We start from the raw sequence: 12,203 nt of genomic DNA on the forward strand, positions 1-12,203 counted from the left end.
GTGATCCGGCTGCTCCTTTTCATCGTCGCCTTGATGTTCGTGGTCCGCGCCGAGCCGGTCGCGACCGTCGATGCGTCAGTACCGCAGGAGCGCCGCAAGCTGATCGCGCTGACCTTCGACGATGTGCCGCGCTTCCGCGGCGCGTTCATGACGCCCACGGAGCGCGGCGAGCGGCTGATCGCCACGCTGAAGGACAAGGGCGTCGATCAGGTCGCCTTCTTCCTCAATCCCGGCCAGATGACCGAGTTCGGCGACACCAGGGGCGCCGGGCAGCGGATCAGGGATTATGTCGCGGCGGGGCATGTCATCGCCAATCACAGCAACACCCATCCGCACCTCTCGGGCACCAGCGCGGAAGCCTATCTCGCCAACATCGACGCCGCCGAGGCGTGGCTGTCGAAGCAGCCCGGGCACCGTCCCTGGTTCCGCTTTCCGTATCTCGACGAGGGCGGCAAGGACTTGGCCAAGCGCGATGCGATCCGCGCCGGGCTCAAGGCGCGCGGGCTGATGAATGGCTATGTCACGGTCGACGGGTCCGACTGGAACATGGAGCAATTGGCGATCGAGGCGCTGAAGGCCGGCAAGAAGATCGACATGGCGGCGCTGCGTGATCTGTACGTGGAAACCCACGTCCAGTCGGCGGACTTCACCGATGCGCTGGCGGTGCGCGCATTGGGCCGTTCGCCCGCGCACGTGCTGTTGCTCCACGAAACCGACATGGCGGCTCTCTTCCTCGGCGACCTGATCGACGCGTTGCGTGCCGATGGCTGGGAGATCATCTCCGCCGACGGCGCCTATTCCGATCCGATCGCGCGGGCCGAACCTAATGTCCCCTCCTCGAATGGCACCCGCATCGAGGCGCTGGCGTGGGAAAAAGGCATCACCGGCAAGCGCTGGTACGACCGCAACGAGATGGAAATCGCCAACCCGCTCTTCCGCGAGCGGGTTTTGCATGAGGGGGCCGGGCAATGAGTCTGGGTGTGTTGGCCTTGGCTTTGACGCTGATGCTGCAAAATGCGGAGACGCCCATCAAGATCGCCGAGGGGGGCTTCTGTATCGGCCTTGGTTGGATCAGTGCTGACAGTTCTCCCGATCTGATCGTCGAGGAAGGCCCCGATTTTGCAGTATACCGCTACCGGGAGAAAGGCACCGAATGGGGCATTTACAGCGGTGGTTTTTCTCAGGTGCGTGACGGCGAGCGCAAACTTCTTTTTCGTCGGGATGGCGTCACGGTGTCCGCGATGATCGTCGATGGTCAATCGGAAGGCTATCTGGCGGAGAAGGGGCGGGGGCTTGAGAACCATTTCTTCGGAACGCCGTTCAAAGACGCCAGAAGCGCCCAGGAATTCTTCAAGCGCGTCGATTTCGGCGCCGAGGGCAAGGCCAAGTGCAAAAGGCACCCAATGCAATGACCACCCAGTTCGAACTCACCGACGAGCAGATCCAGATCCAGGAGATGGCGCGCGCCTTCACCGCCGATGCCATCACGCCCCATGCGGCGGAGTGGGACGAGACGAGCACTTTCCCGCGCGACACGATCAAGTCGTCGGCCGAATTGGGCTTCGCATCGATCTACGTGTCCGAGGAATCGGGCGGGATCGGGCTCGGGCGGCTCGAATCCGCGCTGATCATGGAGGCGATGGCCTATGGCTGCGTGCCGACCAGCGCCTTCATCTCGATCCATAATATGGCGACCTGGATGATCGACCGGTTCGGCAGCCAGGCGGTCAAGGACAAATACCTCCCCGATCTGATCTCGATGGAGAAGATGGCGAGCTATTGCCTGACCGAGCCGTCGTCGGGGTCCGATGCCGCCGCACTCAAGACCAAGGCAGTCCGTGACGGCGATCATTGGGTGGTCAACGGTTCCAAGCAGTTCATCTCCGGCGCCGGCGTCAACGATATCTACGTCACCATGGTCCGCACCGGCGTGGATGGCCCCAAGGGCATTACCTGCATGGTGATCGAGAAGGACATGCCCGGCGTGTCTTTCGGCGCCAAGGAGCGCAAGCTCGGCTGGAACGCCAGCCCGACCGCCGGCGTCACCTTCGAGAATGTCCGCGTGCCGGCCGAGAATGTCGTCGGCGGCGAGGGCGAGGGTTTCCGCATCGCGATGATGGGCCTCGACGGCGGCCGCCTCAACATCGGCGCGACGTCGCTCGGCGGCGCCCAGCGCTGCCTCGACGAAGCGATCCAATACACCAAGGAACGCCAGCAGTTCGGCAAGGCGATCGCCGATTTCCAGAACACCCAGTTCACCCTCGCCGATATGGCGACCGAGCTCGAGGCCGCCCGCGCCTTGCTCTATCTCGCCGCCGCCAAGGTTACCGCCAACGCACCCGACAAGACCAAGTTCGCGGCGATGGCCAAGCGCTTCGCCACCGACACCGCCAGCTCGGTCACCGATCGCGCGCTTCAGCTCCATGGCGGCTATGGCTATCTCAAGGACTATCCGATCGAGCGCTTCTGGCGCGATCTGCGCGTCAATTCGATCCTGGAGGGCACCAATCAGGTGATGCGGATGATCGTCGGGCGGGAGCTGACTCGCCAGTGATTTCCGACATGACCGAGCGCCTGAAAGCGGCGATGGAAAAGATGCCCAAGAGCGGAACGCTGCCGTTCGACCCACTCGCCATCGCCCAGGCGACGACCGAGTTCGCGACCTCGCTCAAGCCCGCCGACCTGCTCGAAGTCCAGCTACAGGCCGCCAGGCAGTGGAGCGATTTCTGGACCCGCGCCTTCACCGGCGCGGCGACCAAGAAGCCCCGTGACCGCCGCTTCGCCGCGCCCGAATGGCAGGACGATCCCTATTACCGCAACATCCGCGACGCCTATCTGCTCGCCTCGGATCAGCTGCGCGCGTTGGTCGCGAAGGGGGAGGGCGGCGCGATGGTCCGCTTCCTGCTCGATCAATATCTGAACGCCGTCGCCCCGAGCAACTTCGCCGCGACCAATCCCGAAGTCGTTGCGCGAACCTCCGAAACGGGTGGTGCGAACCTCCTGAATGGCTTCGCGAACCTCCTGGAAGACGTATCAAGCGGCCAGGGCATCGTCCGCCGCCGCACCGATCCTGATGCGTTCGTGAAGGGCGAGACCATCGCCGCCACCCCCGGCCAAGTGGTCTATCAGAACGAGCTGTTCCAGCTGATCCAGTACGACCCCGCCACCCCGGATGTCGCCGCCGAGCCGCTGCTCTACGTGCCGCCGCTGGTGAACCGCTTCTATATGATCGACCTCCAGCCGAAGTCGAGTCTGGTCAAATGGCTGGTCGATCAGGGCCGCACCGTCTTCGTCATCTCCTGGGTCAACCCCACCGAGGCGCAGCGCGACAAGGGCGTCGAGCAATATGTCCTCGAAGGCATCGTCGAAGCGATCGGCGTGGTGACCAAGCGCACCAAGGCCAAGCCCGACCTGTTCGCCTTCTGCCTTGGCGGCACTTTGGTCGCGATCACGCTGGCGTACCTCGCTGCCAGGGGTCGCGCCGGCGAGGTCAACTCCGCCACGCTGATCGGCTCGATGGTCGATTTCGCCGACATGCGCGACTGGTCGGCCTTCGTGCATGAGGGCCACCTCTCGGCCCTTGAAGACCATCTCGAAGCACAAGGCTTCATCGACTCGGTCGAGCTCCAGCGCCTGTTCGCGGCGATGCGCGCCAACGATCTGATCTGGTCGTCGGTGGTCAACCATTACCTGCTCGACAAGCCCGCGCCGCCCAGCGACCTGCTCTACTGGTTCGAGGACGGCGCGCGCATCCCGGCGGCGTTTCTGAAGTCGTACAACCGCGACATATTGTTCGCGAACAAGCTGACCTCGGCCGGCTTCGTCGTCGATGGCGCGCCCATCGATCTCACGGCGATCAAGACCCCGATGATGGTCATCGCCCTCAAGGACGATCACGTCTCGGCCTGGTCCGCGGTCTATGACGGTGCCCGCCTGCTGAACGCCGATTTCGTCCTTGGCGGCTCCGGCCACAATGCCGGCGTGATCAATCCGCCCGCCGCCAACAAGCATGGCTATTGGACCAGCGACGCCACCCCCGCCACCGCTGCCGAATGGCTCGAAGGCGCGGAGAAGCACGAAGGCTCGTGGTGGCCGCACTGGCAGCAATGGCAGGCATCGCACGGCTCGGGCGAACGCGTTCCAGCCCGCACGATCAAGGACGGGCTTGAACCCGCCCCCGGTAGTTACGCTAAGGCGCTTTGATGACCGTGACCTACGACGAAGTCCGCGCGTATGCCGATGGGCAGGCTGGCCGCCTGCGGCTGAACCGCCCGCGTGCGCTGCATTCGCTCGATCGCTCGATGGTCCAGGCGATGACCGCGGCGCTGCTCGAATGGCGTGACGACCCGCAAGTCCGCATCGTCCTGATCGATCATGCGGAAGGTCGCGGCTTCTGCGCCGGCGGCGACGTTGTCGGCATCGCCAACAGCGTCGAGGGCCATGAGGAAGCCGCCCGCGCCTTCTTCTTCGACGAGTATCGCCTCAACCATTTGATGTACACGTACCCGAAGCCCGGCGTGGCGTTCATGGACGGCATCACCATGGGCGGCGGCGTCGGCATTTCCTGCCCGTGCCGCTACCGCGTCGCGACCGAGCGCACCGTCTTCGCCATGCCCGAGACGACGATCGGCATCTTCCCCGATGTCGGCGGCGGGCGCTATCTCTCGCGCCTGCGCGGCCGTCTCGCCCAATATCTCGCGCTGACCGGCGCACGCCTCAACGGCGCCGAATGCAAGGCGCTGCGCCTCGCTACGCACTACATCCCGTCCGAGAAGCTGGAGGCGGTCAAGGAGGCGATCGCCGCCAATCCCTACCGCGTCGAGGCGATCCTCGACGAAGCGACGGACCATGAAATCCCACCCGCGCCGATCATGGCGAAACTGCAGCTGATCGACCATTGCTTCGCCAGCGACGATCTCGACCAGATCCTCGCCTGCCTCGATGCCGAACAGGACGAGTGGGCCGCGCAGACCGCCGCCACCATCCGCGCCAAATCGCCCACTGCCTGCAAGGTTTCGCTGCGCATGCTGGTCGAAAGCCCCAAACAACCGCATTTCGTCGATGAGATGCGGATGGAATATGGCCTGATGGTCCGCATGATCCGCTTCCCCGATTTCCGCGAAGGCGTCCGCGCGCTGCTGATCGACAAGGACAATGCGCCGACCTGGGCGCCGGCTGCGGATGTCGAACAGTTTTTCGCGCCGCTGCCCGCCGATGAGGCGTGGAGCCCGCTATGAAATGGGCCGGCAAACTCCTGCTGGCGCTGCTGATGGTAGCGTATGCGATGATCTGGACCGGCCTGGCGCTGGTGATGTTATTTAGCCGGGAATGGCCAACACATTGGGTCGGTTGGGCCGTCATTATCGCGAATCCGCTACTGCTTGCGACGGTTGCGGGCTTATTCGAACGCTATCGTCAAAAAGGCTCTTATCATGGCTGATTACCAAACCATCCTCGTCGAGCAGCGTGGTGCCGTCACGCTCGTCACGCTCAACCGCCCGCAAGCGCTCAACGCCCTCAACAGCCAGATCCTGTCCGAACTACAGGACGCGATGCGCGCCTTCGACAAGGACCCGACCCAGGGCTGCGCCGTCATCACCGGCAGCGAAAAGGCGTTCGCGGCAGGGGCGGACATCAAGGAAATGCAGGCCCAGGGCTTCGCCGACATGTACGGCCATGATTTCTTCGCCGGCTGGGATGCCTTCACCCGCACCCGCAAGCCGATCATCGCCGCGGTCGCCGGCTATGCGCTCGGCGGCGGCTGCGAGCTGGCGATGATGTGTGACTTCATCCTCGCCGCCGACACCGCCAAGTTCGGCCAGCCCGAGATCAAGCTGGCGGTCTCGCCCGGCATGGGCGGCTCGCAGCGTCTCACCCGCGCCGTGGGCAAGGCCAAGGCGATGGAGATGTGCCTCACCGGCCGGATGATGGACGCCGCCGAGGCCGAGCGTGCCGGGCTGGTCAGCCGCATCCTGCCCGCCGCCGATCTGGTCGGGGACGCGGTCAACACCGCCGCGCTGATCGCGGCGATGGCGCCCTTGGCGATCCTGGCGAACAAGGAAATGGTCAACGCCGCTTTCGAGACCAGCCTCGCTCAGGGCGTCGCCTTCGAACGCCGCCTGTTCCACGCCTTGTTCGGCACCGCCGACCAGAAGGAAGGCATGACCGCGTTCGTCGAGAAGCGCCCGGGCAACTGGACGGGGAAGTAACTTCTTCTGCTCCCCTCCCGCTTGCGGGAGGGGTCGGGGGGAGGGAATGTCGAGAGGATGGGAGCGGCTAGACAGGCCCTCCCCCAACCCCTCCCGCAAATGGGAGGGGGATTAAGGAAGAAGAATGGCACGCGTAGCATTTATCGGCCTCGGCAATATGGGCGGCGGCATGGCCGCGAACCTGGCGAAGAACGGCCATGACGTCCGCGCCTTCGATCTCAGCCAGGAGGCGCTCGACCGGGCCAGGGCCGCCGGCTGCCTGCCCGCCGCCACCGCCGCCGAAGCCGTGGCCGGCGCCGAGGCGATCATCACCATGCTGCCTGCGGGCAAGCATGTCGAAGGCGTGTACAACGATACCGTTTTCGACGGAGCGGAGGCGGGTGCGATCCTGATCGATTGCTCGACGATTGACGTCGATACCGCCCGCCGCGTCGCCCAGGCCGCCACCGCGCGCGGGTTGCAGGCGGTCGATGCCCCCGTTTCGGGCGGTATCGCCGCGGCCAACGCCGGCACGCTCACCTTCATGGTCGGCGGCTCCGCGCAGGGCTTCGAGCGCGCCGAGCCGTTCCTGGCGGATATGGGCAAGGCGGTGATCCACGCCGGTGCCAGCGGCGCGGGGCAGGCGGCCAAGGTCTGCAACAACATGCTGCTCGGCGCGACGATGATCGCCACCTGCGAGGCGTTCGCGCTTGCCGAAAAGCTCGGCCTCGATCTTCAGAATTTCTATGACATCGCCTCGGTAAGCTCCGGGCAAAGCTGGTCGATGACCAGCTATTGCCCGGTCCCCGGCGTCGGTCCGGAAACCCCTGCCGATCGCGGCTATACCGGTGGTTTCGCCGCGCCGCTGATGCTCAAGGATCTGCGCCTGGCGATGGAAGCGGCGGCCAGCACTGGCGCCGAAACCCCGATGGGCAAGCGCGCCGCCGAGCTCTACGAAGCCTATGTCGCGGGCGAAGGCGCGGACAAGGATTTCTCGGGGATCATCGAGACGTTGAAGTAACGCGCGCGCCCCAACCTATCTTTAGTCACCCCGGACTTGTTCCGGGGTCCAAGGTTCAGCAAGCGGTGCCGCTAGAGCCTCTAGTCCGTCGCCCGCCGCCCGTTGGACCCCGGAACAAGTCCGGGGTGACAAGGGAGTGGGCGGGATGACGGTACGTTAACCCCGCCCAGCCTATCCTGTGGCCATGCGTCCGCTAATCCTCCTCCTCGCCCTCGCGACTCCCGCCGCCGCCCAGCAGGCCCGCGCCCCCTTCACCATCGCTGAGACCGGCCAGGGCTTCGCCACGCTCGACGAGGCGGTGACCGCCGTCCGCGACAACACCGCGACGATCCTGATCGCCCCCGGCACCTATCGCCAATGCACCGTCCAGCAGGGCGGGGTGATCACCTTCAAGGCGGTCCAGCCCGGCACTGTCATCTTCGAGAACCAAGTCTGCGAGGACAAGGCGGCGCTGGTCCTGCGCGGGCGTGGCTCGGCGGTCGATGGCATCATCTTCCGCGGCTATGCGGTGAGCGACGGCAACGGCGCCGGCATCCGCATCGAGATGGGCGACCTGCTCGTCACCAATTCGATGTTCCTCGACAGCCAGGAAGGCATTCTCGGCGGCGGCCATGAGACCGTCCGCAACATCACCATCGATCGCACCACCTTCTCCGGCCTCGGCCAGTGCGAGACCGAGAATTGCAGCCACTCGATCTATCTCGGGCTGCAGGGCAAGGTCGTTGTCCGCAACTCGCGCTTCGAGCGCGGCACCGGCGGCCATTACGTCAAGATCCGCGCGCCCCAGGTCGAGATCGAGGACAACAGCTTCGATGACAGCCAGGGCAAGGGCACCAATTATATGATCGACCTGTCCGAAGGCGGCGCGGGGCTGATCACCCGCAACACCTTCGTCCAGGGCCCGAACAAGGAAAACAGCTCGGGGCTCATTGTGGTCGCCGCCGAAGCCAGGACCTATGGTTCGAACGGGCTGACCATCACCGACAATGTCGCCAGCATGGCCCCCGGCGCGCCCGGCAACCCCGCCTTCGTGGCGGACCTCAGCCGCTCGCAGATCCAGCTATCGGGCAACCGCCTGACCGGCATGCGCGAGTTCGAGCGGCGGTGATTCCCTCTCCCATCGGGAGAGGGAGGGAGCTGACGAAGTCGGCGGAAGGGTGAGGGCGGGACGACTATCCTCATCCTTCCCACGCCTTCGGCGCGGGCCCCTTCCTTCTCCCAAGAGGAGAAGGAGATTACTTGCAGCTATCGCCCGGCCCCGAATCGAGATCGAGGCATTTGCCGTCGATCTCCACCGGCACCGGAATATGCAGCATCGCCGCGAGCGTCGGCGCGATGTCCACGGTTTCCACGCTCAGCGGCTGCTCGAACCCGGTCATGCCCTTGCGCCAGAACAGGATCGGCACGCGGCGGTTATAGGCCCAGCCGCTGGTATGCGTGGCGACAGCGCCCTTTACCGGATCGACGAGGGGCGTGACTCTTGGCTGCAGTACCACCAGCAGATCGCCCGAGGTGGCGGAATAGTAGGACTGGCTCAACTCTTCCAGAAGCGACCAGGTGTCGGGCGGGCCCTTGGGCTTGGGCGTCGCGGCAACCTGCTCCTTTGTATAGACCGCTCGAATCTGCGGATGCGCAGTGTAGCGCGCAGTCGCCTCGGCCAGCACGGCCTTGCGCTGCGCGAGGGTCAGCTTGGGATCGGCATAGATGTCGCCGAACGAGCCGCCATGGAGCACCGGCGCCGTCAGGCCCAGCTTGGCGGCGATTTCCTTGCCCATAACGCCGGCGTTCAGCGCCCGATCGACGCGCTCGCCGCCGGCAGAGCCGTCCTCGCTGGTCCGTTCTGGAAGGTCGAGCCCGCCATGATCGGCGGTCAGAACCACACTATAATCGACCCCGGTTTTATCGAGCGCCGCGAAGAATTGGCCCAGGCTGTGATCGAGCGCCATCATTTGCAGGCACATCTCGCTGCCACGTGTGCCGAGCTGATGGCCGATATAGTCGGTCACGGATGCGCCCACGATCAGCAGATCGGTCGATGCTCCCTGGCCAAGTTTCATCCCGGTCGCGAAGTCGGTAGCCAGGTCGAAGACCGCCTCGTCATACTCCGGCGACAGGCGGAATGCGGTCAGATCGCCGGCGGCACGATCGAAGCGCCACGTGCCAACGGTCTTGCCGCCGCCAACCGAAATCGCGCGCGAACGTGCCTGGCAGAATGCCGGGAGTTCCATCGGCTCCCGTGCCGTGGCAAGGCGCGTCTCTATCGAGCGATTGGCCTTGGCCACCATCTCCGGCATCGCCCGGTCGGCAAAAGAGGTGAACGTCTTGCCGGAGATCCACCAGAGTTCGTCGGTCTTGTGCCCGCCCATCATCAGCGCGGCGCGGTCCTTGCCCGCAACCGAGACGACCCGGCTCGCCGGATCGGCGAGCTTCATCCATTCGCCCAAGGTCGAAACCTTCAGGTTCTTCGGTGAGACGGTGTAGCTTTTGGAGGTACTGCCGGGGACGGTTGGGTCTTCGGAGCAATTGACCGTCTTGTCCTCGCGCGGGACCGAGAAATCCATCCAGTCGTTGCCGATGATGCCCGTCCGTGCAGGCCGCGCGCCGGTCAGGATCGTCGAATGGCCCGGGCAGGTCTCGGTCGCGCCATGGCTCTGATAGCCCGAGGGGAAGACCCCGCCGGACAGGAGCCGGGCGAAGCCTTCGCGGAACTGGCCGCGATATTCGGCGAACAGATCGGCCGAGAATTGATCGACCGATACCACCACCACCAGCTTGGGCGGCGGCGCCGTCTGCGCCAAAGCGGGCGCCGCGGTCAGGGCCAGGGCGACGGCAAGCAATTGCTTCATGGGATCGGGAAACCTTCCAGCATGGTCAAACAAGGCCGCCTCGCTATTGTCGATAACGCCGCGGCACGGCAAGGACGCGTGATGAAGGCCTGGTGTTTCATGCTTGTGTCCATCGCGGCGGCGCTGCTCGCGCCGCCGGCGGCCGCGCAGCCGGTGGGGCCGGGGCCGCATGTCCAGATAGAGCTGGTTACCGAGACCGCACATCCCGCGCCGGGCGGCGAAGTCACGCTCGCTTTCGCCTCGGTGCCGGACAAGGGCTGGCACGCTTATTGGGAGAATCCGGGCGATGCCGGCTTCCCGGCCAGCGCCAAATGGACCTTGCCCAAGGGCGTCACCGCCGGCCCGATCCGCTTTCCGGTGCCGCAGCGGCTGACGATCGCGGGGCTGATGAACTATGTCTATGAAGGCCCCTTCGCCCAGCTGGTGACCCTCAAGCTGCCCGCCGATGCCAGGGGCGAGCTGCCCATTGCCGTGGAGCTCGACTATCTCGTCTGCACCGACGCGATCTGCGTGCCCGAGAAGCGCAAGCTCTCGACCCTGCTGACGGTCGGCGATGGCGCGATTCCCGCCGATCGCCGCGCGCGCTTCGATGGCTGGCGCAAGGCGCTGCCCAAGCCGCTTGGTTCCTCCGGCACTTATCAGCTCGAAGGCGGCCGCGTCCGGCTGGCGATCCCGTATCCGGCCAGCGCACCGGGCGGCGATTTCTATTTCTACCCGCTCGCCCAGAATATGCTCGACCACGCCGCGCCCCAGACCGTGACCCGCGACGGCGACCGGCTGGTGATCGACACCGCGGCCAAGGGCGCGCCCACAGCGCTGGAGGGCGTGCTGGCGATCGGCGGACAGGGGTTCATCGTATCGGCGAAGCCCGGTGCGGTGCCGCCGATCGACACCGCCTTCCCCTGGGCGGCAGCGCTGGCGGCGTTCTTCGGCGCGGTGCTGGGCGGGCTGCTGCTCAACGTCATGCCCTGCGTCTTCCCGATCCTCAGCCTCAAGGCGCTGAGCCTCGCCAAGGCCAATGACGGCGCCGGCCATCCGCGCAGCGAGGCGCTCGCATACACAGCCGGGGTAGTGCTGGTCTGCCTTGCGCTCGGCGGCACCTTGCTGGCGCTTCGGGCCGGGGGCGCGACGCTGGGCTGGGCGTTCCAGCTTCAGGACCCCCGCGTGATCCTCATCCTGCTGCTGCTCGTCACCGGCATCGCGCTCAACCTCGCCGGGCTGTTCGAGCTGTCCGCGCCCGGCATCGTCAACCGCGCCGCTTCGAAGGGCACCGGCGGCGCCTTCGCCACCGGCGCGCTTGCCGCCTTCGTCGCCACGCCATGCACCGGCCCGTTCATGGGCGCGGCATTGGGCGCGGCGTTGATTCTGCCCTGGCTGGCGGCGCTTGCGGTGTTCGCCGGCCTCGGCCTCGGCATCGCCCTGCCGTTCCTCGCATTGGGATTCATTCCCGCGCTCCGTCGCCACCTGCCCAAGCCGGGCGCGTGGATGGAAAACCTCCGCCGCATCCTCTCGATCCCGATGTTCCTCACCGCTCTCGCCCTCGCCTGGGTGCTGGGGCGGCAGACCGGCGTCGATGGCATGGCGATGGGGCTGCTCGTCACGCTGGGCCTCGCGCTGGTCCTGTGGGCGCTCGGCCGGCGGCAGGCGCGGGGGCTGGGCTCGGGTCTCGCCTGGCCGATGGTCCTGCTCATCGCCATCGCGGGAATCTGGCTGGCCGCGCGCCAGCCTGCCGAGGTCAATGCCGCCGCGAGCGGCTATGGCGAACCCTTCAGCGAGACGCGCCTCGCTCAGCTCCGGGCCGAGGGCCGTCCGGTCTTCGCCTATTTCACCGCCGACTGGTGCCTCACCTGCAAGGTCAACGAGAAGGCGGTGATCGAAACCGCGACCGTCCAGAGCGCGCTTCAGCAAGCCAGGGTCGCGGTCCTCGTCGGCGACTGGACCGATGGCAATCCCGAGCTCGGCCGCTTCATCGAGCGCCATAACCGCGCCGGCGTGCCGCTATATCTCTGGTACAAGCCCGGCGCGGCGGAACCGGAGGTTCTGCCGCAACTGCTCGCCGCAAGCATATTCACCGAGCGCACCCGCTAATTCCCTTGTGCGCCGCAACAAAGCGTTGCAGCATGGAACCAGCCGGCATTTCCGGCACTT

The 12,203-nt window shown here is 65.9% G+C and carries 11 protein-coding genes; 10 read left to right on the forward strand and 1 reads right to left on the reverse strand.

Going from position 1 to position 12,203, the window contains the following annotated elements; translation table 11 throughout:
- The 9 genes from KF730_RS04515 (at position 1) to KF730_RS04555 (ending at position 8,317) form a co-directional block, all read left to right on the forward strand.
- Positions 1–972 carry a polysaccharide deacetylase family protein gene (locus tag KF730_RS04515; RefSeq protein ID WP_294092547.1) on the forward strand — a complete coding sequence of 324 codons (972 nt, stop codon included), beginning with the start codon at positions 1–3 and terminating at the stop codon, positions 970–972.
- Complete coding sequence (locus tag KF730_RS04520; protein WP_294092548.1) at positions 969–1,412, forward strand: hypothetical protein; 444 nt, start codon at positions 969–971, stop codon at positions 1,410–1,412. The genes KF730_RS04515 and KF730_RS04520 overlap by 4 nt, the downstream gene beginning before the upstream one ends.
- The gene (locus tag KF730_RS04525) at positions 1,409–2,554 is read left to right on the forward strand and encodes an acyl-CoA dehydrogenase family protein (RefSeq protein WP_294092549.1); all 1,146 of its coding nucleotides are present in this window, start codon (positions 1,409–1,411) and stop codon (positions 2,552–2,554) included. The genes KF730_RS04520 and KF730_RS04525 overlap by 4 nt, the downstream gene beginning before the upstream one ends.
- A gap of 8 nt (positions 2,555–2,562) precedes the next feature.
- Positions 2,563–4,203 (forward strand): alpha/beta fold hydrolase, encoded by a 1,641-nt coding sequence (locus tag KF730_RS04530; RefSeq protein ID WP_294092550.1) that lies wholly within the window; start codon positions 2,563–2,565, stop codon positions 4,201–4,203.
- Positions 4,203–5,237: an enoyl-CoA hydratase/isomerase family protein gene (locus KF730_RS04535; RefSeq protein WP_294092551.1), complete on the forward strand. Its 1,035-nt coding sequence runs from the start codon at positions 4,203–4,205 to the stop codon at positions 5,235–5,237. The genes KF730_RS04530 and KF730_RS04535 overlap by 1 nt, the downstream gene beginning before the upstream one ends.
- Positions 5,234–5,440 (forward strand): hypothetical protein, encoded by a 207-nt coding sequence (locus KF730_RS04540; RefSeq protein WP_294092552.1) that lies wholly within the window; start codon positions 5,234–5,236, stop codon positions 5,438–5,440. Before KF730_RS04535 ends, KF730_RS04540 begins: the two co-directional genes overlap by 4 nt.
- Complete coding sequence (locus KF730_RS04545; RefSeq protein WP_294092553.1) at positions 5,433–6,209, forward strand: enoyl-CoA hydratase; 777 nt, start codon at positions 5,433–5,435, stop codon at positions 6,207–6,209. Before KF730_RS04540 ends, KF730_RS04545 begins: the two co-directional genes overlap by 8 nt.
- 124 nt (positions 6,210–6,333) lie before the next feature.
- Positions 6,334–7,209, forward strand: coding sequence for a 3-hydroxyisobutyrate dehydrogenase (mmsB, locus tag KF730_RS04550; RefSeq protein WP_294092554.1), 876 nt, complete (start codon positions 6,334–6,336; stop codon positions 7,207–7,209).
- Between the two features lie 184 nt (positions 7,210–7,393).
- A complete protein-coding gene (locus tag KF730_RS04555; protein ID WP_294092555.1) occupies positions 7,394–8,317 on the forward strand; it encodes a right-handed parallel beta-helix repeat-containing protein in 924 nt (307 codons plus the stop codon).
- Between the two features lie 127 nt (positions 8,318–8,444).
- Here the strand turns inward: KF730_RS04555 and KF730_RS04560 are convergent, their stop codons facing one another.
- The gene (locus KF730_RS04560; RefSeq protein ID WP_294092556.1) at positions 8,445–10,055 is read right to left on the reverse strand and encodes an alkaline phosphatase family protein; all 1,611 of its coding nucleotides are present in this window, start codon (positions 10,053–10,055) and stop codon (positions 8,445–8,447) included.
- 81 nt (positions 10,056–10,136) lie between these two features.
- Here KF730_RS04560 and KF730_RS04565 point away from each other — a divergent pair, with 81 nt between their 5' ends.
- The gene (locus KF730_RS04565; protein ID WP_294095704.1) at positions 10,137–12,143 is read left to right on the forward strand and encodes a protein-disulfide reductase DsbD domain-containing protein; all 2,007 of its coding nucleotides are present in this window, start codon (positions 10,137–10,139) and stop codon (positions 12,141–12,143) included.
- Positions 12,144–12,203: the final 60 nt, after the last annotated feature.

The sequence above is a fragment of the Sphingomonas sp. genome (assembly GCF_019635515.1).
Lineage (GTDB): Bacteria > Pseudomonadota > Alphaproteobacteria > Sphingomonadales > Sphingomonadaceae > Sphingomonas.